28 protein-coding genes and 1 tRNA gene are annotated in these 24,350 nt (G+C 59.3%); 14 read left to right on the top strand and 15 right to left on the bottom strand.

Features of this window, described 5'->3' with window-relative positions; translation table 11 throughout:
- Positions 1 to 3: 3 nt before the first annotated feature.
- Positions 4 to 468 (top strand): DUF2867 domain-containing protein, encoded by a 465-nt coding sequence (locus tag GS612_RS03485; RefSeq protein ID WP_171639091.1) that lies wholly within the window; start codon positions 4 to 6, stop codon positions 466 to 468.
- A gap of 11 nt (positions 469 to 479) precedes the next feature.
- Here the strand turns inward: GS612_RS03485 and GS612_RS03480 are convergent, their stop codons facing one another.
- A complete protein-coding gene (locus GS612_RS03480) occupies positions 480 to 872 on the bottom strand; it encodes a DUF302 domain-containing protein (protein ID WP_171116471.1) in 393 nt (130 codons plus the stop codon).
- A 280-nt stretch (positions 873 to 1,152) separates the two neighbouring features.
- Here GS612_RS03480 and GS612_RS03475 point away from each other — a divergent pair, with 280 nt between their 5' ends.
- The 4 genes from GS612_RS03475 (at position 1,153) to GS612_RS03460 (ending at position 5,200) form a co-directional block, all read left to right on the top strand.
- Positions 1,153 to 3,375: a fused MFS/spermidine synthase gene (locus GS612_RS03475; protein ID WP_371809279.1), complete on the top strand. Its 2,223-nt coding sequence runs from the start codon at positions 1,153 to 1,155 to the stop codon at positions 3,373 to 3,375.
- Positions 3,376 to 3,482: 107 nt separating this feature from the next.
- The gene (gene hisF / locus GS612_RS03470; protein WP_171114883.1) at positions 3,483 to 4,244 is read left to right on the top strand and encodes an imidazole glycerol phosphate synthase subunit HisF; all 762 of its coding nucleotides are present in this window, start codon (positions 3,483 to 3,485) and stop codon (positions 4,242 to 4,244) included.
- Complete coding sequence (locus GS612_RS03465; protein WP_171639090.1) at positions 4,241 to 4,558, top strand: phosphoribosyl-ATP diphosphatase; 318 nt, start codon at positions 4,241 to 4,243, stop codon at positions 4,556 to 4,558. Before hisF ends, GS612_RS03465 begins: the two co-directional genes overlap by 4 nt.
- A 69-nt stretch (positions 4,559 to 4,627) precedes the next feature.
- Complete coding sequence (locus tag GS612_RS03460; protein WP_171639089.1) at positions 4,628 to 5,200, top strand: hypothetical protein; 573 nt, start codon at positions 4,628 to 4,630, stop codon at positions 5,198 to 5,200.
- Here the strand turns inward: GS612_RS03460 and GS612_RS03455 are convergent.
- The 4 genes from GS612_RS03455 to rlmB form a co-directional block, all read right to left on the bottom strand.
- Complete coding sequence (locus tag GS612_RS03455; protein WP_171639088.1) at positions 5,197 to 5,667, bottom strand: CoA-binding protein; 471 nt, start codon at positions 5,665 to 5,667, stop codon at positions 5,197 to 5,199. The genes GS612_RS03460 and GS612_RS03455 overlap by 4 nt on opposite strands.
- A 196-nt stretch (positions 5,668 to 5,863) precedes the next feature.
- Positions 5,864 to 6,322: a YHS domain-containing (seleno)protein gene (locus tag GS612_RS03450; protein WP_171639087.1), complete on the bottom strand. Its 459-nt coding sequence runs from the start codon at positions 6,320 to 6,322 to the stop codon at positions 5,864 to 5,866.
- A gap of 97 nt (positions 6,323 to 6,419) precedes the next feature.
- Positions 6,420 to 6,734: a hypothetical protein gene (locus GS612_RS20485; RefSeq protein ID WP_253283489.1), complete on the bottom strand. Its 315-nt coding sequence runs from the start codon at positions 6,732 to 6,734 to the stop codon at positions 6,420 to 6,422.
- Positions 6,718 to 7,488: a 23S rRNA (guanosine(2251)-2'-O)-methyltransferase RlmB gene (rlmB, locus tag GS612_RS03445; RefSeq protein WP_171639086.1), complete on the bottom strand. Its 771-nt coding sequence runs from the start codon at positions 7,486 to 7,488 to the stop codon at positions 6,718 to 6,720. Before rlmB ends, GS612_RS20485 begins: the two co-directional genes overlap by 17 nt.
- Positions 7,489 to 7,604: 116 nt before the next feature.
- Between rlmB and GS612_RS03440 the strand changes: the two genes are divergently transcribed.
- Both GS612_RS03440 and GS612_RS03435 read left to right on the top strand, forming a co-directional pair.
- A tRNA-Tyr gene (locus GS612_RS03440) sits at positions 7,605 to 7,688 on the top strand.
- A gap of 151 nt (positions 7,689 to 7,839) precedes the next feature.
- Entirely contained in the window at positions 7,840 to 8,514 is a 675-nt protein-coding gene (locus tag GS612_RS03435; protein WP_171639085.1) for a VPLPA-CTERM sorting domain-containing protein, read from the top strand.
- A gap of 78 nt (positions 8,515 to 8,592) precedes the next feature.
- Here GS612_RS03435 and GS612_RS03430 read toward each other — a convergent pair whose 3' ends face one another.
- The 5 genes from GS612_RS03430 to GS612_RS03410 all read right to left on the bottom strand — a co-directional run bounded on the left by GS612_RS03430 (position 8,593) and on the right by GS612_RS03410 (position 14,025).
- The gene (locus GS612_RS03430; RefSeq protein ID WP_171114871.1) at positions 8,593 to 9,114 is read right to left on the bottom strand and encodes a DUF2478 domain-containing protein; all 522 of its coding nucleotides are present in this window, start codon (positions 9,112 to 9,114) and stop codon (positions 8,593 to 8,595) included.
- Between the two features lie 70 nt (positions 9,115 to 9,184).
- A complete protein-coding gene (locus tag GS612_RS03425) occupies positions 9,185 to 9,850 on the bottom strand; it encodes an NnrU family protein (protein ID WP_171639084.1) in 666 nt (221 codons plus the stop codon).
- Between the two features lie 102 nt (positions 9,851 to 9,952).
- Positions 9,953 to 12,019, bottom strand: coding sequence for a proline/glycine betaine ABC transporter permease (locus tag GS612_RS03420; RefSeq protein WP_171639083.1), 2,067 nt, complete (start codon positions 12,017 to 12,019; stop codon positions 9,953 to 9,955).
- Positions 12,016 to 13,065 carry a glycine betaine/L-proline ABC transporter ATP-binding protein gene (locus GS612_RS03415; RefSeq protein WP_152458697.1) on the bottom strand — a complete coding sequence of 350 codons (1,050 nt, stop codon included), beginning with the start codon at positions 13,063 to 13,065 and terminating at the stop codon, positions 12,016 to 12,018. The genes GS612_RS03420 and GS612_RS03415 overlap by 4 nt, the downstream gene beginning before the upstream one ends.
- A gap of 9 nt (positions 13,066 to 13,074) precedes the next feature.
- Positions 13,075 to 14,025, bottom strand: a complete 951-nt coding sequence (locus GS612_RS03410) for an ABC transporter substrate-binding protein (protein WP_171639082.1) — start codon at positions 14,023 to 14,025, stop codon at positions 13,075 to 13,077.
- A 419-nt stretch (positions 14,026 to 14,444) separates the two neighbouring features.
- Here GS612_RS03410 and GS612_RS03405 point away from each other — a divergent pair, with 419 nt between their 5' ends.
- Both GS612_RS03405 and GS612_RS03400 read left to right on the top strand, forming a co-directional pair.
- A complete protein-coding gene (locus GS612_RS03405) occupies positions 14,445 to 15,107 on the top strand; it encodes a DNA-3-methyladenine glycosylase I (RefSeq protein WP_171639081.1) in 663 nt (220 codons plus the stop codon).
- A gap of 42 nt (positions 15,108 to 15,149) precedes the next feature.
- The gene (locus GS612_RS03400) at positions 15,150 to 15,842 is read left to right on the top strand and encodes a hypothetical protein (RefSeq protein WP_171227873.1); all 693 of its coding nucleotides are present in this window, start codon (positions 15,150 to 15,152) and stop codon (positions 15,840 to 15,842) included.
- Here the strand turns inward: GS612_RS03400 and GS612_RS03395 are convergent.
- The gene (locus tag GS612_RS03395) at positions 15,839 to 16,246 is read right to left on the bottom strand and encodes a cytochrome c (protein ID WP_171167173.1); all 408 of its coding nucleotides are present in this window, start codon (positions 16,244 to 16,246) and stop codon (positions 15,839 to 15,841) included. The genes GS612_RS03400 and GS612_RS03395 overlap by 4 nt on opposite strands.
- Positions 16,247 to 16,343: 97 nt before the next feature.
- Here GS612_RS03395 and GS612_RS03390 point away from each other — a divergent pair, with 97 nt between their 5' ends.
- A complete protein-coding gene (locus GS612_RS03390) occupies positions 16,344 to 16,781 on the top strand; it encodes a DMT family transporter (protein ID WP_171205394.1) in 438 nt (145 codons plus the stop codon).
- Here GS612_RS03390 and GS612_RS03385 read toward each other — a convergent pair.
- Together GS612_RS03385 and GS612_RS03380 are read right to left on the bottom strand one after the other, a co-directional pair.
- Entirely contained in the window at positions 16,765 to 17,451 is a 687-nt protein-coding gene (locus GS612_RS03385; RefSeq protein WP_152458702.1) for an ABC transporter ATP-binding protein, read from the bottom strand. The two genes, GS612_RS03390 and GS612_RS03385, sit on opposite strands and share 17 nt — an antisense overlap.
- Positions 17,444 to 18,739, bottom strand: a complete 1,296-nt coding sequence (locus tag GS612_RS03380) for a lipoprotein-releasing ABC transporter permease subunit (protein ID WP_171639080.1) — start codon at positions 18,737 to 18,739, stop codon at positions 17,444 to 17,446. Before GS612_RS03380 ends, GS612_RS03385 begins: the two co-directional genes overlap by 8 nt.
- An 18-nt stretch (positions 18,740 to 18,757) precedes the next feature.
- Here GS612_RS03380 and GS612_RS03375 point away from each other — a divergent pair, with 18 nt between their 5' ends.
- Both GS612_RS03375 and GS612_RS03370 read left to right on the top strand, forming a co-directional pair.
- Complete coding sequence (locus tag GS612_RS03375; RefSeq protein ID WP_171616038.1) at positions 18,758 to 19,078, top strand: hypothetical protein; 321 nt, start codon at positions 18,758 to 18,760, stop codon at positions 19,076 to 19,078.
- A gap of 17 nt (positions 19,079 to 19,095) precedes the next feature.
- Entirely contained in the window at positions 19,096 to 19,455 is a 360-nt protein-coding gene (locus GS612_RS03370) for a hypothetical protein (RefSeq protein WP_152458705.1), read from the top strand.
- A 116-nt stretch (positions 19,456 to 19,571) separates the two neighbouring features.
- On the opposite strand, the gene proS is transcribed toward GS612_RS03370, so the two are convergent.
- Together proS and GS612_RS03360 are read right to left on the bottom strand one after the other, a co-directional pair.
- On the bottom strand, positions 19,572 to 20,912 hold the full coding sequence (gene proS / locus GS612_RS03365; protein WP_152458706.1) for a proline--tRNA ligase: 1,341 nt from the start codon (positions 20,910 to 20,912) through the stop codon (positions 19,572 to 19,574).
- A gap of 71 nt (positions 20,913 to 20,983) precedes the next feature.
- Entirely contained in the window at positions 20,984 to 21,802 is an 819-nt protein-coding gene (locus GS612_RS03360) for a methyltransferase domain-containing protein (RefSeq protein ID WP_171639079.1), read from the bottom strand.
- A 190-nt stretch (positions 21,803 to 21,992) separates the two neighbouring features.
- Between GS612_RS03360 and GS612_RS03355 the strand changes: the two genes are divergently transcribed.
- Entirely contained in the window at positions 21,993 to 23,357 is a 1,365-nt protein-coding gene (locus tag GS612_RS03355; RefSeq protein ID WP_371809277.1) for an FAD-dependent oxidoreductase, read from the top strand.
- Positions 23,357 to 24,331 (top strand): isopenicillin N synthase family oxygenase, encoded by a 975-nt coding sequence (locus GS612_RS03350; RefSeq protein ID WP_171639078.1) that lies wholly within the window; start codon positions 23,357 to 23,359, stop codon positions 24,329 to 24,331. Before GS612_RS03355 ends, GS612_RS03350 begins: the two co-directional genes overlap by 1 nt.
- Positions 24,332 to 24,350: the final 19 nt, after the last annotated feature.

The following is a 24,350-nucleotide window of genomic DNA, read 5'->3' as shown; positions in this document are numbered from 1 at the left end:
GCAATGTTTCAATCGCCGGTAAAGCGTTCCGAACTGTCCGCGCACAGCCTGCTGAACGAACGGTTGAAATCCGGCGACTTTCTGGACTGCTTCAGCGTTGACTCCAATCTTCCACCGCGCCGTGCCGCGGAAATCATCACCGCGTTCCCCGGATGGGCGATGGCACTGGTTCGGCTGCGCGGCCAGCTGGTGACACCGTTTGGCCTCAGCACGACCGGCCCGGATGCTGGCGACAAGCTGGGGATCTTCCCGGTCGAACATGATGACAGGACCGAGGTGATCGCAGGATTCAACGATCGCCACCTGGATTTCCGGGTTTCCGTCCTGTCGGAAAACGGCCGCATCTCGCTGGCCACGTGGGTCCGACGCCATAACCTTGGCGGGCGCCTCTACCTGGCTGCGATCCTGCCATTTCACATCCTGATCGCGCGAAACGCGCTTGCGCGTGTGAAAAGCGCAAGCACATGACCCAAAAGGTCTTAACCCGCGGCCGCAGCGGTCAACTTGGCGAGCGCACCGCGCATCTTCTCGATTACAGGTGACTTTTCGACGTCATCCAGCTCGTCCATCGTTTCCTTGGGGTCTTCATAGGCCAACCAGACCTGACCGTTCCCATCCTCATACGCCTGCACCTTGAGCGGCAGGAACAACCCTGCACGCGGATCGATCTGCATGGCCGGCGTGCCCAGCGCAGGATTGCCGAAAATCAGCACTTGATTGGCCGGAATGGGCGTACCGACCTTTTCCGCCCCGGCTGCGTGGTCGATGCGGGCGAAGACAGTGGCCCCTGCGTTTCCAACCGCCGCTTCCAGCGCATCCAGCGCCTCGGCTACGGATTTGTTCGTTTGAACTTTGATGATGTCGTCAGCCATGGCGGCCAAAGCCCCTCCGAGCGAAAAAATTGAAGCAAGTATCAAGCTACGCATATCGGTATTCCTTCTGTAATATTCACTCCAATTCTCACAGGTTTTGGAAATCTGACAATCACAAGTCTGGCATCAGCAAAGCTTTGCCAGAATTGAAGGCGCCCATTTTACCCTTGCTTTCGAGAACAATCCGACCAGAAGCCAAACATTTTACTGTGTTGAGCCATAATTCGGGCGGAATCCCCGCTTAACTCCTTCGTCAAACACAACAACCCGGGTGGCAAACGTGAGTATTTCCAACCTAGACGTTCCCAAGACGTCCAGATTCGGATCAGCAACCATTGCGATCTTCTGCGCGGCGATTTTCACGAGCGCCAGTCTGCTGTTCTTTGTCCAGCCGCTTTTTGCCAAACTGGTTCTTCCAAAAATCGGCGGCGCCCCGGCGGTCTGGACGACCGCTATGCTGTTTTTCCAAGTGGTGCTGATACTCGGGTATGTTTACGCGCACCTGTTGACCAAGTTTCTGCCCTTGCGCTGGCAGATCATCACCCATTTTGCCTTTTGGGTGGCGGCGCTGACTTTCCTGCCGCTGTCCACCAGCGAAAGCTGGAGCTATGACGCCTCGACCTCGACCGCGCTGCAAACGCTTGGCCTGTTCGCCGTGGGTGTGGGTGTACCCTTTGCAGTATTGTCGGCAAATGCGCCCCTGTTGCAGGCCTGGTACGCCAGGTCGGGCGGGCCTTCGGCGGATGATCCGTATTTCCTTTACAGCGCCAGCAATGTCGGATCCTTGCTGGCGTTGTTGGCCTTCCCCCTGGTTGCGGATCCATTTTTTGGCGCGGCCGAGATCAGCCGTGCCTGGCTGGTCGGCTTCGTGCTGTTCGGCGCGCTTTTGCTTGGCAGTGGCATGATCGCCTTGCGGGGTTCACGGCACACGAAGCCGTCGGCCCAATCGGCACTGAAGGCCAGTTTCCCGACCCTACGACAGATCACTGTCTGGGTGTTCGTCGCCTTCATTCCCTCTTCCTTGATGCTGTCCTTCACAACGCGGGTCAGCACGGATCTGGGTGCTCTCCCGTTGATCTGGGTTGTTCCGCTGGCGGTCTATATCCTGTCCTTCATCATCGCGTTTGCCAAATGGAAGCGCCTGACGCTGGACGCCTTGAACCTGCCCATGCTGGCGGCGCTGGCGGCGGGTGTCGTACTGGTGTCCAAGGTGGTCAGCGAGCATGACGCGCCGGCGGTTATTCTGCTCTATGTTCCGGTGTTGTTCATCATCGCCCTTTTTGCGCACCGCCTGCTGTACGACATGCGCCCGTCAGCCGAGCAATTGACCATGTTCTACATCGCCCTTTCCGTGGGCGGAGCAATTGGCGGGCTGTTCAACTCGATCCTTGCGCCGATTGCCTTCACACGTGAGTTGGAGGCGCCAATCACCATGATCCTGGCCGGAGGATTGTTTCTTGTCCGCGCGCCGGGATTTGCCCTTCGCCATGTCATCATGGGCATCGCGGCAAGTGTTTTCATCCTCGTCATCGCAGGTACGACACGCGGCGTCGCGGCGCTGAGCGCGGACATCCCGCGTGCAGGCGCCCTGTTCGCGCTGATATTCGCGGTGCTGTACCTGTTCCGGGCACAAGCCATGCGCATCCCTGTGGTTCTTACCGTCGTTCTGCTGCCCGCATTTGCGGTAAAGAACAATCCGGTGTTCGAAGATCGCAGCTTTTTCGGCGTGCATTCGGTGTATTCAAGCGAGGGCTACCGCGTCTACAAGAACGGCACCACGGTGCATGGCTGGCAACGCGAATCCGAATATGGCACTCGACCCACACCGCTGTCCTATTATCACCCCGAAGGACCGATGGCGCAGGTCATCACGTCGGACTTCGGCATGCAATCCGACAGCATCGGAATTGTCGGTCTTGGAACAGGTGCACTGGCCTGCTATCGGCAGCCTGCGCAAAACTGGGACTTCTTCGAGATCGACGCGACCGTTGACCAGATCGCACGCGACTCTTCGCTGTTCACCTATCTGTCGGAATGCACGCCCGATTCCGAGACCCATCTGGGTGATGCCCGGATCGTTCTGAAGCAAAAGCCTTTTGCCTTCGATATCCTGGTTTTGGATGCGTACAGCTCGGACGCGATTCCGCTTCACCTGATCACACGCGAGGCGGTAGAGATGTATACCAGCCGCCTGGCCGATGATGGGGTTTTGGTGTTCCACATCACAAACCGGTTCTACGATCTGGTCCAGCCTTTGGCCCGAATTGCCGACAGCCTGAACCTGACCGCTGCGCATCAGCGGCTGGCCGTGGGTGAAGAGCAGGTCGAAACCGGAGCCGCCACCAGCAGCGTTGTGATCCTGAGCCCCGACAAATCCCGAATTGAGAGTTTTGCGCAGGATGGAAACTGGCAAATCGTCGAAACCGACGGCGCGCTGCCATGGACCGATGACAAGGCAAACCTGCTTTCGGCACTGAAGCTGCTGAAGAACCGGGATCACTAAGCCCCCCGCTCCGCCCATGGCCCGTGCTACCAGGGCCGTGGGCGGCAAAACGTCTGTGGCATCGGCGGCGCTTTGCCGGTAAAGGTCCGGCAACGAAGGACGATCAGATGCTGAAGACCCGGATTATTCCCTGCCTTGATGTTGCCGATGGCCGCGTGGTCAAAGGCGTGAATTTCGTCGGTCTGCGCGATGCGGGCGATCCCGTGGAATCGGCCAAGGCATATGACGCCGCAGGCGCGGACGAAATCTGTTTTCTGGATATCCACGCAACCCACGAAAACCGCGGCACCATGTTCGATGTGGTACAGCGCACCGCCGAGCAGTGCTTTGTACCTCTGACAGTTGGTGGCGGGGTTCGCACCAAGGATGATGTCCGCGCCCTGTTGCTGGCGGGGGCAGACAAGGTCAGCTTCAACTCGGCAGCCGTTGCCAATCCCGACGTGATCGCGGAATCGGCAGATCAATTCGGCAGCCAGTGCATCGTCTGCGCCATCGACGCCAAGACGGTCAGCCCCGGAAAGTGGGAGATTTTCACGCATGGCGGCCGCAAGCCAACAGGTATTGATGCGGTCGCGTTCGCAAAAACCGTTGTCGCCAAAGGCGCCGGAGAAATCCTGCTGACCTCGATGGACCGCGACGGCACCAAGGCTGGCTTCAACCTGCCCCTGACCCGTGCGATTTCCGATGCAGTGGACGTGCCCGTGATCGCAAGCGGCGGTGTCGGCAATCTGGATCATCTGGTCGAAGGCGTCACCCAAGGTGGCGCGAGTGCGGTGCTTGCAGCCTCGATCTTCCATTTCGGAGAATACACGATCCGCGAAGCCAAAGAGCATATGGCCGCCGCTGGCATTCCGATGAGGCTGACATGAGCATTCTGCACGACCTTGCTGCCACGATTGAGGCGCGTAAAGGGGCTGATCCCGATTCAAGCTGGACAGCCAAGCTGCTTGCAAAGGGTCCCGAGAAATGCGCCGAGAAATTTGGTGAAGAAGCCATCGAAGCCATCATCGAAGCCACGAAGGGCGATCAGGCCAAGCTGACCGCCGAAGCAGCAGACGTGCTGTATCACCTTCTGGTCATGCTGACCGCGCGAGACGTGGCGCTGGAGGATGTTCTGGCCGAACTTGCGCGCCGTCAGGGCATCAGTGGCATTGCCGAAAAGGCCGCCCGCCCCAAAGGGTAACGGCCGGGTTCCGCGCCGCCGCAACGCCCGCTATACTTGGGCGTCAGAATGGCAGGCCGAGGGCGCGACATGATCCGAATTTTGATGCTTGTGGCAACGCTTGCCATCGTTGCGGCATGTGCGGCGCCTCCCGCATCGACCGGGGACGAGGTACAACGCCTGACTACCGAGATTCAGCGTCTTGGCCCGGATATCGATCCGGAAGAAGCCCGCCGGGCGGCGCAAGTCGCCTATTCCTATACCGCGCAACTGGTGGACGAATACCAGATCACCGACCCGCCGCTGATCCACAATGCGAAGGTCAACAAGGGATTGCGCCCGCGTGGTCTGTGCTGGCATTGGGCCGAGGATATCGAGCGTCGTCTGAAACAGGAAAACTTCCAGACGCTGGAATTGCACCGCGCCATCGCCAACGCCGACAATCCGCTGAGGATCGACCACAGCACCGCGATTATCAGTCGCAAGGGAGACTCGCTGTATGAGGGCGTCGTGCTGGACCCGTGGCGCTATGGCGGGGTGTTGTTCTGGTCACCTCTGGTCGAGGATACCCGATATGACTGGGTGCCACGTGACGTGGTGCTGGAAAAACGACGACAGGAACAGGTTGCCCGCCTGAAACCCTATCAGCCAGCAACGCCCTAAAGCTTGGACGAGATGATCCCGGTGGAAAACCCACCCATGCGTAGCTCGCCAAACAGGCGCTGATACTCGATCTTCGGACAGCGGTTCATCACGACGTCCACACCGCGGGCCTTGGCCTTGGCTGCCGCTTCAGGGTGTTCAACCCCGATTTGCATCCAGATCGTTCCGAGGGACGGGAACACCTCCAACGCTTCGTCCACAATGGGCGGCACGGATTCGGACCGTCGGAAGATGTCTACCATGTCCACGGGTTCGGATATCTCCGAAAGGTTGCCGCGTACCCTTTGGCCAAACAGGTCTTTCCCGGCATGGCCCGGATTGACCGGGATCACGTTGAACCCTTTCAGCGACAGGTAGCGGGCGACGTAATAGCTGGGCCGCACCGGGTTCATGGACACTCCGACAACGGCAACGGTCTTGGTGCGTTGCAGAATAGCTCTCAGCTGCTGATCGGAATAGTCTGGCATACCCTATCCTTAGCAGGGTTCCAAAAAGAAAAAAGCGCCCAAGAAGCCTTGGGCGCCAGTTGTTGGAACGAGGGACAGTGAAATGACCCGCGGCAGTTCCATTCCGCGGTCATTGTGACATTTAGGCATATATTTGGTAAAAAAAAGAGGGGCAGCGCATTTTTATGATGACTCTTCACAATTAGCTGATTCTCGCTTACTCTCGATAAAGGATTGCCGGCCAGTTTTCTTCAGCCAACTCAATGTATTCTGTCTGATCCTGCTGCCAGATTTCCTCGATCTCGATCGAATGCGTCAGGTACAGACGACCATCCACGACCTTCCAGGCCTTGGGGTCCGAGCTCTTCAGAACTCCCATCGCCATCGCATATGAACAATACCCGCCGAACTGCGGCGCGAAAGCACGGGGATTGCTTTCGAACAGCTCGCGGTTTTCCTGCGAGGTGAAATGCCACCTCGCCCCTTTCCACATCACGGAATTCTCGGGCATGCCCATGATCGGCGTAGAACCGTCGAAAAAGGACACGGCATCATACCCGGCCAACGCCACCCCTTCGGTGGTGTAGTAAACGGGCCTTTCCTGCGCATACGTGGCAGGCGCCAGAAAAAAAGCGCACAGCGCGCCAAGTGTGGAACGTCGGGTCAGCATTGCCATGTCAGAATCTGAAATCACTGGGGTATCAAGATGCAATTTTTTGCTGCATGCGGAACCCCTGTTGACGTGGATGTGAACGATCTTCACCCAAAAACGGTCAATCGAAAATGTCTTCGATCACATCCCAGGCTTCATCGAACACGCGCGAGAACATGCTCTTTTTCTTCTTTTTTCGCTTGGTCTTCCGTGGAGGGGCATGAGAAACCGCAGATCGCACCGTTTTGGCAGGCGCAGCCTTCCGCTTGGGCAGCATCTTCAGATCATGCAAAGGTGCGCCACAACTGGAACAGCTCAGCTCGTGCCGTTCTTTGCCCCTCAGGACCAGCGCGGCCCGGGTCCCGCAGTAGCAGCAGGTCGCAATTTTGGATGGACCGGAAATAACGCTCTCCTTTTTGTCAGGGCCGGGATGCATATAAGGCGATTGCCGCGGCATTTGAGACGTTCAGCGATCCGAATCCCCCGGCTGCGTCAATTTTCACCAATTGATCCACGGTTTCCTTCGTCTTTTGGCGCAATCCCGGGCCTTCCGCCCCCAGAACAAGTGCGACGGGGCGGTCCCGACTGTCGCTCAGCGCGCCTTCGATCGTTACCTCTGCTTCACCGTCCAGCCCAAGGACCAGAAATCCCATATTCTGTAGTTCTACAATTGTGTCGGCAAGGTTGCGCATCCGCAGATAGGGTTGACGCTCCAGCGCGCCGCTGGCGGTTTTTGCCAGGGCCCCAGTCTCGGGCGCGGAATGATGGCGGGTGCCTATGACGGCACTGGCACCCAGAACTTCGGCCGAGCGTAGAATCGCCCCGACATTGTGCGGGTCCGTAACGCGGTCCAGAAGGATGACGCGTGGGTTTTCTCGACCGATGCAATTTTCGGCCAGACCGCCCCAATCCAGCGGCTTTACCTCCAGCGCGGCACCCTGGTGCACCGAGCCTGCATCGATGGGTGCCGTAAACTTGCGCGGATCAGCCATCTCGGGCTCGATCCCAGAGAATTCAATCGCTTCCGCCAGCTTGTCCCGCGCATTGCGCGTTACGATCAGGCGCAGTTTCTGCCGATTGGGGTTCATCAAAGCGTCGCGAACTGCATGCAGACCGAACAGCCAAACGGTTTCAGCAGCCGCGGCCTTGCGTGCCTGTTCCTTTTCAACGACCCATTTGGGTTTCTTCATTTTTCAGGCCTCCGGGCCGGGAATTCGGTTTCCTGCGCCAAAGCGAAATTTTCCTGTTGACGCTCCTTTGGTGCGCTAGTAATCACGCCTCCACGTCAGGTGCAACGCCTGACAGTGGGCGACAGGCCGCAAGGTGTGGCAGGGGACTGTAACTCCCTCGCGGAGACGCACGCCTGGTTCGATTCCAGGGTCGCCCACCATCTTTCCCGTAGAATTCAAAGATGGCCAGAACGCATTGCCCGCGCGTGCTCACGTGCATGCTTTTGCGCAATAACGGCCGCAAAGACTCGTAAAAGTTGCGAAACCGGGCATCGCCCGCTAGTCTGTTAACGTATTTGCGAGGGACATGTTATGAGACTGCTTTTGGCGGCACTTGCCGTTTGTGTCGCAGGCGCAGCGAGTGCGCTGACTATTACATTTGACAATAACTTTCCGAATGATCCTCAAAGCGGGCTGACAACGTTTCAAGGAACCAGCCAAGGTTTCACTTTTGACTATGCACCCGTCTACAACTTTGGAAATCAGATCAACTTGCACGACGACAACGGTGTGCTGTCAACGGTGGTGCAGGCCGTAAACGGGACGAAGTTTACGGCACAATCCGTGGATCTGTCAGGATTGTCGCGTGTGTTCAAGACCGGATCCGGCCCTTCACCCGCACTTGGAACGCAGGCCTACAACCAGTGGCTCAAGGCGGGTACTGCGACAGTTCCAACCCTGACATTTTCGGGGCTTCTGAACGGTGCCACAGTTGCGACGCAGACGTTCGGACCTTCGGCTTTGAACACTTTTGGTTTCTCCAGTGGGTTCACGGCCATTGATCAACTGTTGATCACGCTGAACGTCCCCAACGCGGTCAAATTCCCCTTTGGCCTTGGGTCGAACACCGTTTGGTGCGACCAATGGTGTGGCGAATTCAACGTGGATAATTTGCAGGTTGCACCGGTCCCCCTGCCCGCAAGCGGGCTGCTTTTGATTGGGGCCGTTCTAGGCCTGTTCGGATACCGCAGGCTTAAGACAACCTAGTTGCACCCAACATCAAAAAACGGCGCTGCTTGTTGGTCAGCGCCGTTTTTTATCTTTTAATCAACTATTTGGAAGGTTCTATTCCGCCGCCGGGCGCAGTTCCGAGACCTTGTTGAACCACGCCTCGATTGCATCCAGATCCGCCGGAAGGGCTTCCGCTGCACCATCCGCGAAGGTTTGAAATTTCTCTTCGTTCAAACCGTTCACGCCGACCAGAACCGGGATATCCATTGCCAGCGCTTCGCCGATCACGGGGCGGAATCCACGCCCATCGGATTCATGCTTGCCGAATTTGTTGATGATCAGCAATTGGGGCGCGCCCTCCAGCGAGGCGGTCACATATCCCACCGCCTGTTCCAGCGCTGCCGGGTCCAGACGGCAGCCGCGCGACTGGGTGCCCAGCGACTGTGAAATGCGGATGGTTTCACCGTCGGGCAGCACGCGCAAGTCCATATCGCATTTGCTGCTGTCGGCGCATTCCGTGTTTGTTTGCACGACACCGGCCAGTTTTGCTCCGGACGCCAGCAGGCGGTCCGCAACGGCGCTCAGCAGGCGGTCCGTCGCGCCGCGATCGGTGGTGGTGACATAGGCCAGATGCATCTTGGACCTCTTGTAATTCGTTTGTGACGTTTCAAATAGCACGCAAGGCACCGCCCGGCCACTCCCTCGTTTACGGAAGCGGGGACAGGCCAATCACAGGGGCGTGCAGGTGAAGCAGAACCGCATAGGCGGCCAGCGCGGCCAGCCACACCCCGGGACGCGGCCAGGGACGCGGTGCGCGCAGTGAGAACCGCGCCGTGTTGCGGGACAAGCGGACCCATTCAAAGCCCATTTCCCGCGACTTGCGCCGGTCGACAAGGGCCATGCCCATGACCGCGAAACCGGCAAACAGGCCGAACAGAATCACATGTGACAGGCTGCCATTGGCAAGAAGATGTGCCACCGCCCACAGCATCAGCGCGGCTAGGATCGGGTGTCGGGTGGTGCGCAGGATACCGGGCTGTTCTGGGTCAAAGGGCCGATTGCCCAGCCCTCCGAACGAAAACGGGTTCTGAATGATCAGCCCCGCGACAGCCAGCCAGCAGACCACCGGCATGATCAGAACCGGCGCCCAGCGCAAAAACGCAAATGGCGGGATAACCTCGACATAAGGAGCGTTGGCAGCGGCGATGATCAACCACGCCAGGACGGCCAGCGACAGAACCGAATAGGCCGTGAAATACCCCCGGCGTCCGAGTGTATCGATCAGCCATCCGCGTATGGTGGGCCGCACCGGAATCGCGTGGCTGAGAAGGAATGTGACGAGCGCTGCAAGGAATAGGACCCAACCGGTCATGGTGATCTCCGCTTTATTGGGATCGGTCTAGATCAGGACGGAACGGGTATCCTTGTCCAAAATCAAGTTCGGCGCAGGGGCGATGCATCGCCTCTGCCCTGTTTACAACCCAAGCGCCGCGCGGCGTTCTTCGGCAAAGCCCTGCACGATGCGATCGGCAATCAACGCCAGAATCGCCATCGCGGCCCCGGCCGAAATGCCAAGCCCCACATCCGCCTGACCCAGCGCCAGATAGATCGACTGCCCCAGACCCGTGGTGCCGATCAGGGCGGCGATCACCAGCATCGCAAAGGCATAGAGGATGGTCTGGTTCAGCCCCAGCAGGATCGTGGGCGCGGCATAGGGCGCGCGCACGTCGCGCATGATCTGCCACTCGGTCGCACCGCTTGAGATCGCGGCCTCCATCATCTCGTCCGGCGTGTTGACCAGCCCGTGCCGCGTGTAGCGGATCATGGGCACGATCGCATAGGCACAGATTGCCAGAAAGGCCGAGAACTCTCCGATCTGGAACACCATGAGAACCGGGATCAGGAACACGAACAGAGGGATTGTCTGCAACATGTCGCAGATCGGACGGACCACTTTCCACACCGGCTCCCAGACCGCGCTGGCAAGGCCGATCAGGCCGCCGACCACGGCACAGGAAAACACCGCCGCACCGCTCAGGTAAAGCGACAAGAGCGCTCTCTCCCACAGGCCCGAAACGAGGATGGTGCAAAGCAGCCCCACGCACAGCGCCGCCAGACGCCACCCACCTGCGACCCAGCCCAGCGCGGCAGCGCCGGTCAGGACAAAGGGCCATGGCAGGTTGGCAATGCCGGTTTCCAGCATTCCAATCAGGATCAGGACGATCAGACCACCCGTCAGCCGCCCACGCCATGCCATCAACAGCGCGATCCCGGCACCTGCGGCAAACAAGCCCCAGCTCATGCCCGCCGTCCACTGGAAGCCCCAGGTGAAGGGCAGAACCGCCTGATCCAGACCGATCCGCAAAGGCAGCAGCACATAGAAAAGCGAGTTGTTCTTGAGCGCATCCAACCACGGGCCATTGGCCTGAGTGAACGCGGTCAGGCCGCTGTCCACGGCCTCGGCCATCGGATCCAGCAAGGTCAGTTCGGATGGGTTCGGCAACCACGCCCAGAAGGCGGCGGTGAAGACCACGGCGAAACCCAACATCGCCCAGACAACCCGGCTGTCATAACGTTTGCGCTCGGTCGCCAAGGTGCCGCTCATACGATCTATGACGACGGCAAAGACCACGATGACCAGACCCGCCATCAGAGACTCCCCGAACTGCGCCTTGCGCATGGTCAGCAGAACCTCCCAGCCGATGTCGTTGAACCCGCCGATGACGGCGGCAATGATGACCATCGACAAGGCCGCCATCAGACATTGGTTCACACCGACCATGATCTGCGTCGTGGCGGCGGGAATTTCGACCTGAAACAGTTGCTGAAACCGCGTGCCTCCGGACATGATCGCGGCCTCTTTGATCTCGGGCTCGACCCGTTCCAGCCCCAGCATCACGTTGCGCGCCATGGGCGGCGCGGCATAGATGGCCGAGGCGATCAGACCGACGACGGGGCCAAAGCCAAAAAGCAACAACAACGGCGTCAGATACGCAAAAGTTGGCACCGTCTGCATGACATCCAGAACCGCCTGAACGAAGGATTTCACCCGCGGCACCTCGTTGGCGAGGATGCCGATGCCGCCACCCAGTATCAACGCCACCGGAACGGACACTGCGACCAAAGCCAGTGTGTTCATGCTCTCAGCCCAGTAACCCGACGCCAGGACAAAGCTGAGGCCCAGAAAGCCCAGCGCCGCCATGGGCAAACCGCCCAAGTACCAGCCCAGCGCGGTCACGATCCCGATCAGAAGGGGCCATGGCGTGTTGCCAAGCACGAAATTCGCCCAGTTCATCGGATAGGTCATCATATCCGAGAACAACCGCATCGCCGGTTTGATCAGGTTCAGAAACCAATCCAGAAACGCGCCCACCCATTGGGTTGCAGGCAGCTCCCACGCGGCGGGCCATTTGACCAGCCATGGGGCGATGCCCTCAAGTGCAAGGCAAACCGCACCGACGACAACCGTGATCACGGCGGCCTTGGCGCCCGCCGTCAGCCGCGCGCCGTGCTGCGTCGGAACCTCAGTTACGGCGGTCATGTCTCGTCCACCTGAAGCGCGGCAGCCAGATCGGACGGGTGCACCGTGCCAACGACATTGCCATCGGCATCCCGCACCGGCACGGGTTCATAAAGCTCCATGCAATGGGCCAGGGCCGCGTCCAGTGTCATCGACGTGGTCAGGCCGGGATCGTCCGGGCCGCACTCTGCCTCGCTTCGCATGACCGAGGCGACCTTGGCGTGCTGCCCCTTGGCGACATCTTTCGAGAACTCGCGCACGTAATCGTCCACGGGTCGCAGGACGATATCCGTTGGCGTGCCGATTTGCACGATCTTGCCGTCCCGCATGATGGCGATGCGGTCTGCCAGCTTCAGCGCTTCCTGAATATCGTGCGTGATGAAGACGATGGATTTCTTCAACGTCGCTTGAATGCGCAGGAATTCATCCTGCAACTGGCGACGGATCAGTGGATCAAGCGCCGAGAACGGTTCGTCCAGAAACCAGATGTCAGGGTTTACGGCAAGACTGCGGGCGATACCCACCCGCTGCCGCTGCCCGCCGGAAAGCTGTCGCGGGAAGCTGTCTTCGCGCCCTTCCAGACCGACCAGCGAGATCACTTCCTGCGCACGGTCCAGCCGTTCCTTTTTGCCCACGCCCTGCACGCGCAGAGGATATGCGACGTTTTCAGCCACGGTCATGTGGGGGAACAGGCCGAAATGCTGGAACACCATGCCCAGTTTTTTCCGGCGCAGCTCGGTCAGGGCCTTTTTCGAGGCGCCTATGACATTCTCACCATCCACCCGAATTTCACCACCGGTGCCGGGCAGCAGTTGCGAGATACAGCGGATCAGCGTGGATTTGCCCGAGCCCGACAGGCCCATGATGACGAACAATTCGCCTTCCCTGACCTCGAAATTGGCATCTTGAACCGCCGGAATGAACCCGTTTTCCCGCAGGTCTGCGGCGGCCTTGTCAGCGTCATTCCCTGACCGAGACAGCGCGTCGGTCAGGGCTTTGTCAGCGCCCGGGCCAAAGACCTGCCAGAGATTCCGGCAGGCAATGGCTGGCATAGTCGTGTCAGTCACCTAAGTGGCTCACTTGGTCGCCGCGTCGACAACAGGACGCCATTTGTCATCGTTCTCGGCCATCCATGCGGCGACAACTTCTTCGACCTGGCCGCCGTCAACATCGATCGCGCCCATCATCGGCTGCTGGTCTTCGACCGCCAGTTGATAGTTGGACAGGATTTCATAGGCGGCGGGCCACTTTTCTTCCAGGCCGCTCCAGCCGGCTTTGAAGATGCGCGATGGCGAAAAGTCGCAATCGTTTACCGCGTTCGGGTTCGGACCCCACGCCGGATCGTTAAAGCATGCCTCTTCACCTGCGGGCAGTTCAACGAACTGCACGTCATAGGCAGACATCGCCCAGTGCGGCTGCCAGAATGTGATCAGCAGCGGCGACTTACGCTCGGTCGATGCGCGAAGTTCAGCGATCAATGCGCCCTCGGAACCGGCGGGGACAGCCTTGAACGGCAGCTCAAGGCCGGCCATGCGATCCGCACCGGGTGTGCCCCAGTCGGCCGGATAGTCGACCAGACGGCCACCGGGCAGAGTTTCCGCCGTGGCGAACACCTGCGCGCAGTCTTTCAGCGCTTCCCACGCCGGCAATCCGGGGCACAGATCAGCGACATGCGCCGGGTATGCGATACCTTCCTTGGCATCCAGGCCAAGATCGCCGATTTCGACAACCGTGCCTTCCTCGATCTTCTTGGCGTATTCATCCGAAACATTGGACGACCAGATTTCAAGCGTCGCGTCGATGTCTCCATCGGCCAGCGCCTGGAACTGGTTCATCATGCCGGCGGTCACATATTCCACGTTATAACCAGCGGCCTTGAGCATTTCACCCGCCACATGCGTGGTCACGTGCTGACCGGTCCATTCGTTGATCGCCAGTTTGATCGGCTCGTCCACGGCCCCCATATCCGCCGCATGCGCCGCACCGGCAACGGTTAGGGCCATAAGGCTTACACTCAGTTTTTTCATGGATTTTCTCCCTGTCTTATTTGTTTTGCCCACCCCGGCAGGGGTTTCCCGCCGGTATCTTTGTCTGATGACAATACCATGCCGCAACATGCACAAATTTGGTCGGAAAAGGAAAGTGATCAGTTTGTAACTGCGCAGCTTTCTTGCCGCTGATGCGTAGATTTTCCCCCGCAGGCGCCGCAAGGACCCCTGCCCGACCCGTCAATATCCCCCGCCCCGGGGCACGGAATGTTGACTGACGAGTCAATCACAAACCGTTTTGAACCCGTTTGTCGAGGATTTCTTTGACAGTTCAGTGTTTTTTCTTGTTCGGGCCGAGTTTCATTTCCGGTCGGGTGGCTTTCGAACACCGAAAATTCCCATTGCAAATGGAAGGCAAAACAAAACACTCTTCCTAAGACAGCTTTGAGGTTGGGTTCATGCGTTCATTTGACGAGATCTTTGATATTGCCGCCTCTCGCCACGGTGGGGTCGAAGCCTTTGAAGCACAGCTGACCAAGCCCAAAAGCCACGAAGAACTGGCGGCGATGCCCGACGACCGGTGGCTATCGATCATCACGAAATGCGTCTTTCAGGCCGGTTTCAACTGGAAGGTCATCGAAAACAAATGGGATGGATTCGAGGCCGCCTTTGACGGTTTCGATGTGGGCCGGTGTGCGTTCATGGATGATGAAAAGTTCGATTCCCTGCTGCAAGACACACGCATTGTCCGAAATGGAACCAAGATCGCAGCAATGCGGGACAACGCGGCGTTCCTTTTGGAACTGCGCGACGAAGGCGGCGCGGGCCAGGTTCTGGGGGGCTGGCCCTCTGATGACTATGTCAACCTTTTGGCCATGCTGGCCAAACGCGGGTCTCGTCTTGGCGGGGCTTCGGCGCAATATGCGATGCGTTTTGCGGGCCGCGACAGTTTCATTCTGTCGCGGGACGTCACCGCCCGTCTGATCGCCGAGGGCGTGGTCGACAAACCCGCCACGTCGAAAAAAGCCATGGCGGCGGTGCAATGGGCCTTCAATTCCTGGATGGATCAATCCGGGCGGTCTTTGACGGAAATCAGCCGGGTTCTGGCCATGAGCCTGTGAAAACGGTTTGCGGATCGCAAGCAGAGGACTAGGATTCACCTCATGGTTCTGCGCGTATTCCTGTGTGCTCTTTTATTGCTGTCCTCTTGCGGCCGTCCATTGACAAAGCAAGAGCGCGACTTTGCGGATGCCATTCAGGGCGAAACCCTGAATCTTGACAGCGTGCGATTGGTCCAAGGTGCGCCGGTTGCCAATGTGACGTATTTCCGCGAAGAGCGGCCACGTCTGGCCTGCCGCGAGCGCATCCTTCCTCCGGTAGAACCTGGGCCGGTGACAGGCAAGCCAGCCGCCGTGGCCCTGTTCAACAAGGTCTATTTTGCGCGCGACTGGTATCTGGAAGACTACATGTCCGATTTTCCGGATCAGATGAACCTGGTGGCTGCGATGCTGCTGGCCCATGAACTGACGCATGTCTGGCAGTGGCAGAATCGCCGGACCACCGGTTACCACCCGTTGCGAGCAGCGGCGGAACATGGTGGGCGCAGCGACCCGTATCTTTTTGACCTCGAAACCTCGCCGGACTTCCTGTCCTACGGGTTTGAACAGCAGGGCGCCATCGTCGAGGAATACGTTTGCTGCCGTGCGCTGGACCCTCAGGCCACCCGAACCAAACGGCTGCACAGGATGCTGAGCGCGCATTTTGATCTGTCCCCGCTTCCGCAAAAAGGGCGAGAGCGCGCAATCTTGCTTCCTTGGAGCGAGGCCGAGATCGACGGGATTTGCAGCGGAACCTAATTCTGCTGCAAGGTCTCCAGATAGGCCACCAGATCCACGATGGGCTGGCTCGTCAGAATTGGCTGACCCTGCGGCGTTTTCATGGATGTGTCCTGCCCGTCAAAATAAGGACCATAAACCGGCATTGGGCTACCATGGCTGACCAGCGGATCCCGACCATCAATGCGGGAGACAACGCGGGCAGTCGGGAACACGCCCTCTTCGTTGGACAAAGCGGTCAGATCGCTCGGTTGAACCACCAGCACGGCTGCCATCGGACCTTGGCCCATCGCGTCGATTCCGTGGCAGGTCGCGCAATGGTGCATATAGAGTTCCTCTCCGGTCTTCGCGTCCTGAGCCCAGGCGGCCTGCGAGGCAGCAGCCGAAACCCCAAGAACCATTACACTGATTGTTGCCTTGAACATCGTATCCTCCTGCCTGGATTGGCATTTGCAGGGTTGCCCGATGACCGTCTTGGCGCAATGATCCAGATCAACGAAAAAGGTACAGAGGTTTCGGGCAATGACACAATACGCCGCCATCATGCTGGCCGCCGGATTTGGAATTCCGATCCTGGCCGCGCTCAATGCGGCGCTGGGAAAAGTCATCGGGTCGCCAACTGCGGCAGCCGTTGTGCTGTTTGCGATCGCCTTCATCGCCTCGGCCTTGGTCATGGCGCTGTTTCCCGGATTTGCGGCCTTGTCCAAGATTGCCAATGCGCCGAAACACCTGTTGCTTGCAGGTGTCCTGATTGCGTTCTATGTCCTGTCGATCACCCATGTCGCACCACATTTTGGGGTGGGCAATGCCGTGTTCTTTGTGCTGCTCGGGCAATTGATCAGCGCTGCGGCCATCGACCATTTCGGCCTGTTCGGCGCACAGGTCGAACCGCTTACGCTTATGCGGATGGGCGGGATCGCCGTCATGGCCATTGGCGTTGCGATCACTCAACTGGCCTGAGCACCCCGCCTTCAAGCCGAACCATCCGGTCCATGCGCGCCGCAAGGTCAAGATTGTGCGTTGCTATCAACGCCGACAACCCTTCGTCCCGCACCAGCTTCATCAGTGTATCAAAGACCTGATCCGAGGTTTCGGGGTCCAGATTGCCCGTCGGTTCATCCGCCAACAAAACACGGGGCGCATTCGCCAAGGCCCGGCAAAACGCCACCCGCTGCTGTTCCCCACCAGAGAGTGCGGCGGGGCGATGGCTGGCGCGTGCGGCCACACCGACACGGTCCAGCAGATCCAGCGCTCGGGCCTGTGCGGCCTTGTCCGGTACACCATTGGCCAGTTGCGGCAGGGTGATGTTTTCCAATGCCGTGAATTCCGGCAGCAAGTGGTGGAATTGATACACGAACCCGACATCCTGCCGACGCAGTGCGGTTCTGGTCCGGTCGCCCTTGCCCGATACGTTCTGCCCGCCAATTTCAACGGTTCCTTCGTCGGGCATGTCCAGCAGACCGGCGATATGCAGAAGCGTTGACTTACCTGCCCCAGAAGGCGCGACCATCGCTACGGCCTCACCCGCGCGCAGATCCAGATCAACTCCGCGCAGGACCTGCACCTCGCCCGGTTTGCCTTTCAGATAGGTCTTGGTCAGACCTTTCAGACGCAATGTGACATCATTCATAGCGCAACGCCTCGACCGGGTTCAGCCGCGCCGCTCGACGGGCAGGGAAATAGGTGACGACAAAGGACAGACCAAGCGACAGGCCGATCGCCTTGAGCACGTCGCTCAGATGCAGCTCGGCGGGCAAGGCATAGATGCCCCGGATCGACGGATCCCAGACGCCACCGCCCATCACGTAATTCACGAAGGAAAAGATCGGATCGATATAGATCGCAAAAAGGCATCCCAGGATGACCCCCATTGCCGTACCGATCAGTCCGGTAAAAGCGCCGCAGATGAAAAACACACGCAGAACCGACCCTTCGCTCAGGCCAATGGTGCGCAGGATGCCGATATCGCGCCCCTTGTTCTTGACCAGCATGATCAGGCCCGAAACAATATTCATCGCGGCGATCAGAACGAGGATCGAAAGGATGATGAACATCACGTTGTCTTCAACTTCCAACGCCCGCAGGAACCCACCGGATGCATCCTGCCAGGTCCATATCTGGCTGCGCTCGCCCGAGGCCTCGAGAATCGAAATCAGGATCGGGCCCAGGTCTTCGGGGTTGTCCACCATCACTTCGATTTCATCGGCCACACCTTCGCGATTGAAGAAACCCTGCGCCTGCGAAAACGGCATGTAGACGCGCGTGCGGTCGATGTCATAGCGCCCGGCCGAGAACACATAGACAACGCGATAGGCATTCACGCGGGGTGACGTACCAAAGGCGGTTTTGACGCCGTTGGGCGACGTCAACTTGACGACATCCCCGACCGTTGCCCCGATGCTGCGCGCCACGCCTGAACCAATTGCAATGACATCCTCACCCGTCTGGAATTCAGACAAGTCCCCCACAGCCTGCTCTGCCTGGGCAATTCCGGGCAGATAACGCAGATCGTCGGGTCGGATTCCAAACACTTCAACCCCGCTGCTGCGGTCGCGGTTGGTGATCAGCACCTGCCCCTTCACCAAAGGAGCCGCGCGTTGAACACCGGGCACTTGTGCGATCCGGGCCGCGCGCTCTTCGTAGTCGGCGATTGTGCGATCCACCCGCCCCTGCGCGTCAATCTCGCCTGACGAATAGACCGTTACATGCGCGTTGGCGCCCAGGATGGTGCCGACGAATTCGGAACGGAAGCCGGACCGGACCGCCAGTGTCGCGATCAGGGCAAACACTGCCAATGTGATCCCGATCAGAGAAATCCAGGTCATCACACTGACGCCGCCCTCGGCCCTGCGGGCCCGCAGATAACGCCATGCGATTTTCCATTCAAAAGGGGCAAAGGGCGGGGGTGTGTTGGCCATGCCTTCTCCGGGGTGTTCATGTTCGCGGGGACAGTTTCGGCATTTCACCCGATGGTCAAGCCGGTTGTCGCTTTGAACCCGTTCCTCAGCCTGAACGAGCCGAATCAATCCGGTTGCCCAGCACGGCGGCTGGGCCAAACGGATGACTTGGAAATCTGGTGCTACACCATGAGTTGTGAAGCGCATCACAGACAAACCGGTATTGTTTCATGTATGAAGTTAATCATCGCGCTTTGTGAGCTCCTGAATCGAAAAAGCAACAATGGGCGCGAAATTTTATTACTCTTTTTGATTATTTTCAGAAACTTTGTCACCCTGTATGTGGGGGAACACATTTAAGGAGCGGGGGTCGCTCAATGAATTTTCAAATTTCAACCAACGGTGCGGGGGTTATTCCGTCTCGCCAAGCATCAAAAGAACTGGATTGTGAAACAGCGGCGCTGCTGCGTGCGGCCATTCGGCCGATCTTTGCCAGCGCGGCAAGCTGGGGCAATCTGACGGATATTCTGAAAGACAAAGGGTACCGTCTGGTTTTCCGGCAAGGGCGTCTGTGTATCACGGATCGCACTACGGACGCGCGGGTTTGCGGATTGCGGTTTCTAGGTCTTGAGTTTCGCGACCTGGTCAACCGGCTGGGCCGTCCGATCGTGGTCGCACGCGGCGATGGCGCCAACGGAGATATCCTTGCAACGCGCCCGACGGCAGACCAAGACTGACGTCTCAACCGATCGAATTGGTCAGATCACATTTGGTGGCCAAGCCAATCGCATGGCCACCTTCGCGAAATGGATCTGTGTTGCGTGACAGCAAGACCCGTCACCGGTGACGGTGCTCAGGCAATCTGCTGGTAGATTTCAGCAACTTTGGTAACGGCCGCCTCGGGGCTCAGTTCCTCGCTTTCGCCGGTCCGGCGGCAAGTCAGTTCAACGACACCATTCTTCAGGCCACGCGGCCCGACCGTGATCCGCCAGGGCAGACCAATCAGATCCATGGTCGCAAACTTGCCCCCTGCCCGTTCATTGCGGTCATCATAAAGCGGCTCCAGCCCCAAGGCTGTCAGAGCATTGTAGATTTTGTCACAGGCCGCATCCGCTTCTTCATCGCCCTGCTTCAGGTTCACGATGCCGCAATGGAACGGGGTCACGCCCTCGGGCCAGATAATGCCTTTGTCGTCATGGCTGGCCTCAATGATCGCGCCGACCAGGCGGCTGACACCAATCCCGTGACTGCCCATATGCACCGGAACCGGTTTTCCATCCGGGCCCTGCACGGTGGCGCCCAGCGGCTCGGAATACTTCGTGCCGAAGTAGAAGATCTGTCCAACTTCGATACCACGCGCCACGCGGCGGCGTTCTTCGGGGATCTGATTGAACAGCGCCTCGTCATGCGTTTCATCCGTGCGCGCGTATTTCGAGGTGAACTCCTCCAAGATCGCCTGACACTGTTCGCGGCTGTCATAGTCAATCTCACGATCACCAAAGGTCAGATCGGTGACGGCGCTGTCATAGAAGACCTCGGATTCACCCGTGTCAGCCAGCACGAGGAACTCATGGGTGTCATCGCCGCCGATGGGCCCCGAATCCGCGCGCATCGGGATCGCCTGAAGGCCCATACGCTCGTAGGTACGCAGATAGCTGACAAGATGGCGATTATAGGCGTGCAGCGCATCTTCCTTGGTGAGGTCGAAGTTGTAGCCGTCCTTCATATAGAACTCGCGGCCCCGCATCACGCCGAAACGCGGGCGGATTTCGTCGCGGAATTTCCACTGGATCTGATAGAGGGTCAGCGGAAGGTCTTTGTAGCTGTTCACGTGGCCGCGGAAAATATCGGTCACCAGTTCTTCGGCCGTGGGCGTGAACAGCATGTCCCGGTCATGCCGGTCCTTCATGCGCAGCATTTCCTGCCCGTAATCGTCATAGCGGCCGGATTCGCGCCACAAATCCGCCGATTGGATGATGGGCATCTGGATCGCGATGTGACCGGCCCGGGCCTGTTCTTCATGGACAATGTTTTCCAGCTTGCGCAGCACTTTGAAACCCAGCGGCAGCCAGGAATATATCCCGGCAGAAGCCTGCTTGATCATCCCGGCACGCAGCATCAGCCGGTGGCTAACGATCTGGGCCTCGGACGGGTTTTCCTTGAGAACGGGCAGAAAGTAACGGCTGAGGCGCATGAACGATCCTATTTGTCTAGCGAAAGCCCGAATGCTCTACGCGATCCACAAAGGCTAGGCAAGGCGGCGCATCATTCAGGCTTGCGCAGCAAATAGGTGTAATAGTTGCACGAACCAAAGAACGTGCCTTCCCGCGCGGCTGCTTTCTGACCTTCGGCCCATTTCAAGGCGGTCTCGGCGTCGATCGCGCCTGCCTGAATGCACGGGCCGACATAGGCGTCGATCATGTTTCCGAAAAACGAGGTCTGGCCAGCCTCGGCCAGCAATTCCGGGATGAAACCGGCAACTTCCAGCCCCGTCTGCCGGGCCAGGAACGGAAGATGCCGCAGAACGAATGGATTGCCGACAACCGTCTGCAAGATTGCGTCCACCGCCATCGCGTTGGCGTCAGGGTCGCCAGCGCCGATCGTCAACGACGCATAGTCGCCATCGAAAATGGCGATCGTGCCGCCGGGCCGCGTCAGCCGCGCGGCTTCCTCCAGCATCGCCGCCGGGTCCGCCACATGGCTGATCACCGTATGCGCGATGACGATATCAAAGCTGCCTTGGCCGTCACCGGTGTTTCGGGAATCCGCAACCTCGTACCGAATGCGCCCCGCCAACCCCGCGGCATCCGTCTTTTCCATTGCTACCTTGATCAGTTCCGCCGCCAGATCCGACCCGACAATATCGCACTCCGGGCCGACCCGGTCAGCCAGCGCCCGCGTCACGACGCCCGTGCCACAGCCCAGATCGACAATGCGGCGGCACGAGGCCCAGTCGAGCCGGTCGAAATAGCGTTCGCGCATTTTCACGAAATCCGGCATTTCGCCGCGAAACTCCAGACGGTCCGCAACGACGCGAACCGTGTCTTCCCCCTGTTGATCCAGGCTCTGATAGATGTCGGGCATTGCTCCGTCCCCCTAGGCAGGGCGTCAGTATAGCACGTTTCGGCCCGGCACGTCGGCTCTCTGCGCTGGCGGACTGTGAACGCGACGCCCGGCAATGGCGCGGTTGCGACCCAAGGTCAGTCGGGTTTTTGATTGACCCGCCAATTGGGAGTTTCAATTGTGGCGGGAACACAAACACCAGGAGGCGCTGTTGCAGACAATTCAGGAACCCGCCCGGCAGATACCTGTCATCCACCAGACCGATATTCTGGTCGTGGGCTCTGGCCCGGCCGGGTTGGCAGCAGCGCTGGCAGCGGCCCGCGCAGGCGCAGACGTGTCGCTAGTTGACCGGTTCGGCTGTATGGGCGGCAACATCACTGCCGTCGGCGTCGAAGGATTCGCCTGGTACCGGCACGAGCAAACCGTCGAGGCCGGCGGCATCGGGATGGAGTTCGAAACCCGCGCCAAAGAGATGGGCGCGGCGGTGCCCGAAAGCCAGTCGCTCAGCTATGAACTGGACAGCGAAGGGTTCAAGCTGGTGGCGGACAAGCTGGTCGAAGAGGCGGGTGTTCATCCGATGCTGCACCGGCAATTCGTCGCCCCGATAATGGACGGCGACCGGATCACTGGCATCATCACCGAATCCAAGGCCGGGCGCGAGGCGATACTGGCCAAGGTGGTAATCGATGCCACCGGCGACGCCGATGTGGCCCATCGCGCGGGGGCCCCGACGCATAAAACACCTAGGGAGGACATGATGGCGGCCTCTGTCATGTTCCATCTGGCCGGGGTGGACAAGCGCGCCTTTATGGAAGGCGTCAAAGCCGATCCGCAGACCTACAAGGACTGGGGCGGCGGCGGTGAGTGGAACATCGAAACCAGCGGCAAAGAGGACGACATGTTCTCGCCCTTCGTGCACAAGCCCTTCCAGCAGGCCATCGACCAGGGGCTGATCCCGCCGCACCTGAACACCATTGCCGGCACCTGGGGCGCGATGCATGACACGGGCGAGCTGACCTACATGAACCTCATCCACCTGGCCGAGATCGACGGGACCGACCCCGACAGCCTGACACGTGGCGAGATCGAAGGCCGCCGCCAGACCATGCTGGCCATCGAGGCGCTGCGCCGGTTCATGCCGGGATGCGAAAACGCGCGGCTTCGGAATTTCGGGATGACCATCGGTATTCGCGACACCCGCAAGATCGATGCGGTATACAACATGACCGAAAACGACGTCCGCCATCAGGGCCGGTTCGAGGACACGATCGGCATCTATCCCGAATTCATCGACGGCTACGGCATTCTGATCCTGCCGACCACGGGGCGGTACATGCAGGTCCCCTACCGCTCGATGCTGCCCAGGGGCGTCAAGGGCCTGCTGGTCGCTGGGCGGTCGCATGGTGCGGACCGGGTGGCCCATGCCGCCACGCGCAACATGGCCTGCTGCGCCGTCATGGGCCAGGGCGCTGGCATTGCGGCGGCCGTGGCACTGAAAAGCAATCAGGGCCTGGACCAATTGAACCTGGCACCTGTTCACACGGAACTAGAGCGTCAGGGGGTCAGGATTCACTGATGGACAGGATTCCGACAATAGACATCTCGCCGCTGTCCGATCCCGGCAGCGAAGCCTTTGCCGCCACGGTACAAGGCATAATTGAGGCCTGCACAGGAATCGGGTTTCTGTCCATCACCGGGACAGGTGTGTCCCAGCAGACGGTGGATCAGGTCCGTCAGACCACACGAGAGATCTTTGCCATCAATGAAGCCCGCAAATGGGATCAGGCCATCACGCGCGAGAATTACCGCGGTTATATCCCGATGGGTTTTTTCACACCGAATGACGGATCCGGCAAAGCCGACAAATACGAGGGTTACAAGCTGCACCACGAGGTTGCCGCCACCGACCCCGTGCGCAGTGAATGTGCCCTGTACGGCCCAAATCTGTGGCCCGCCGAAGTTCCCCGCGCCAAAGAGGTCATCCTGGACTATTGGCGTCAATTGGATCAGGTCACTGATGTGTTGTTGGGCGCATTGGAATCCGGCCTGAACTTGACCCCTGGCATTTTGCGCGACGCGTTCCGCAACCCGATGACCAATATGACATTGCTGCACTATCCCCCGCAGGCCGCGGAAGAAGCGGGCTATGGCATCCATCCGCACAAGGATACGGACGCACTGACCATCATCGCGCCCGATCCGGTGGGCGGGCTCGAGGTGCAGACCCGCAGCGGCAAGTGGATTTCACCGGACTGCCCACTCGGTGGTTTCGTGGTGAATATCGGCGACATGCTGGAACTTTGGTCAGGCGGGCGATTGAAATCCACGCCACATCGGGTGGTCAACCGGTCGGGCAAGGAACGGTATTCTTTCCCTTATTTCGCCGTACCCCGCCATGACGTCATTGTTGAACCGTTGTTGCACGCCCTGTCCGGTTTCGACCGCCCGGCGGTTCATTGTGAGCACTGGTCGGCAGAAATCTGGCGCACCAACTGGCCCGATGAAGCCGCAGACGAAGACACCCCTGAACTGGGGACGTTGCACGATTGAAACGGGCAAAGCCCCTGCC

The organism is Ruegeria sp. HKCCD6157 (genome assembly GCF_013110685.1).
Classification (GTDB): Bacteria; Pseudomonadota; Alphaproteobacteria; order Rhodobacterales; family Rhodobacteraceae; genus Ruegeria.
Note: the sequence above shows the minus strand (reverse complement) of the source record. Positions and strands in the feature narration are given on the sequence as shown.

Excerpts from the sequence above, each read along its gene's own strand:
- GS612_RS03485 (WP_171639091.1), top strand. The coding sequence starts at position 4 with ATGTTTCAATCGCCGGTAAAGCGTTCCGAACTGTCCGCGCACAGCCTG.
- GS612_RS03480 (WP_171116471.1), bottom strand. The coding sequence starts at position 872 with ATGGCTGACGACATCATCAAAGTTCAAACGAACAAATCCGTAGCCGAG.
- hisF (WP_171114883.1), top strand. The coding sequence starts at position 3,483 with ATGCTGAAGACCCGGATTATTCCCTGCCTTGATGTTGCCGATGGCCGC.
- GS612_RS03465 (WP_171639090.1), top strand. The coding sequence starts at position 4,241 with ATGAGCATTCTGCACGACCTTGCTGCCACGATTGAGGCGCGTAAAGGG.
- GS612_RS03460 (WP_171639089.1), top strand. The coding sequence starts at position 4,628 with ATGATCCGAATTTTGATGCTTGTGGCAACGCTTGCCATCGTTGCGGCA.
- GS612_RS03455 (WP_171639088.1), bottom strand. The coding sequence starts at position 5,667 with ATGCCAGACTATTCCGATCAGCAGCTGAGAGCTATTCTGCAACGCACC.
- GS612_RS03450 (WP_171639087.1), bottom strand. The coding sequence starts at position 6,322 with ATGGCAATGCTGACCCGACGTTCCACACTTGGCGCGCTGTGCGCTTTT.
- GS612_RS20485 (WP_253283489.1), bottom strand. The coding sequence starts at position 6,734 with ATGCATCCCGGCCCTGACAAAAAGGAGAGCGTTATTTCCGGTCCATCC.
- rlmB (WP_171639086.1), bottom strand. The coding sequence starts at position 7,488 with ATGAAGAAACCCAAATGGGTCGTTGAAAAGGAACAGGCACGCAAGGCC.
- GS612_RS03435 (WP_171639085.1), top strand. The coding sequence starts at position 7,840 with ATGAGACTGCTTTTGGCGGCACTTGCCGTTTGTGTCGCAGGCGCAGCG.
- GS612_RS03430 (WP_171114871.1), bottom strand. The coding sequence starts at position 9,114 with ATGCATCTGGCCTATGTCACCACCACCGATCGCGGCGCGACGGACCGC.
- GS612_RS03425 (WP_171639084.1), bottom strand. The coding sequence starts at position 9,850 with ATGACCGGTTGGGTCCTATTCCTTGCAGCGCTCGTCACATTCCTTCTC.
- GS612_RS03420 (WP_171639083.1), bottom strand. The coding sequence starts at position 12,019 with ATGACCGCCGTAACTGAGGTTCCGACGCAGCACGGCGCGCGGCTGACG.
- GS612_RS03410 (WP_171639082.1), bottom strand. The coding sequence starts at position 14,025 with ATGAAAAAACTGAGTGTAAGCCTTATGGCCCTAACCGTTGCCGGTGCG.
- GS612_RS03405 (WP_171639081.1), top strand. The coding sequence starts at position 14,445 with ATGCGTTCATTTGACGAGATCTTTGATATTGCCGCCTCTCGCCACGGT.
- GS612_RS03400 (WP_171227873.1), top strand. The coding sequence starts at position 15,150 with ATGGTTCTGCGCGTATTCCTGTGTGCTCTTTTATTGCTGTCCTCTTGC.
- GS612_RS03395 (WP_171167173.1), bottom strand. The coding sequence starts at position 16,246 with ATGTTCAAGGCAACAATCAGTGTAATGGTTCTTGGGGTTTCGGCTGCT.
- GS612_RS03390 (WP_171205394.1), top strand. The coding sequence starts at position 16,344 with ATGACACAATACGCCGCCATCATGCTGGCCGCCGGATTTGGAATTCCG.
- GS612_RS03385 (WP_152458702.1), bottom strand. The coding sequence starts at position 17,451 with ATGAATGATGTCACATTGCGTCTGAAAGGTCTGACCAAGACCTATCTG.
- GS612_RS03380 (WP_171639080.1), bottom strand. The coding sequence starts at position 18,739 with ATGGCCAACACACCCCCGCCCTTTGCCCCTTTTGAATGGAAAATCGCA.
- GS612_RS03375 (WP_171616038.1), top strand. The coding sequence starts at position 18,758 with ATGTTCGCGGGGACAGTTTCGGCATTTCACCCGATGGTCAAGCCGGTT.
- GS612_RS03370 (WP_152458705.1), top strand. The coding sequence starts at position 19,096 with ATGAATTTTCAAATTTCAACCAACGGTGCGGGGGTTATTCCGTCTCGC.
- proS (WP_152458706.1), bottom strand. The coding sequence starts at position 20,912 with ATGCGCCTCAGCCGTTACTTTCTGCCCGTTCTCAAGGAAAACCCGTCC.
- GS612_RS03360 (WP_171639079.1), bottom strand. The coding sequence starts at position 21,802 with ATGCCCGACATCTATCAGAGCCTGGATCAACAGGGGGAAGACACGGTT.
- GS612_RS03350 (WP_171639078.1), top strand. The coding sequence starts at position 23,357 with ATGGACAGGATTCCGACAATAGACATCTCGCCGCTGTCCGATCCCGGC.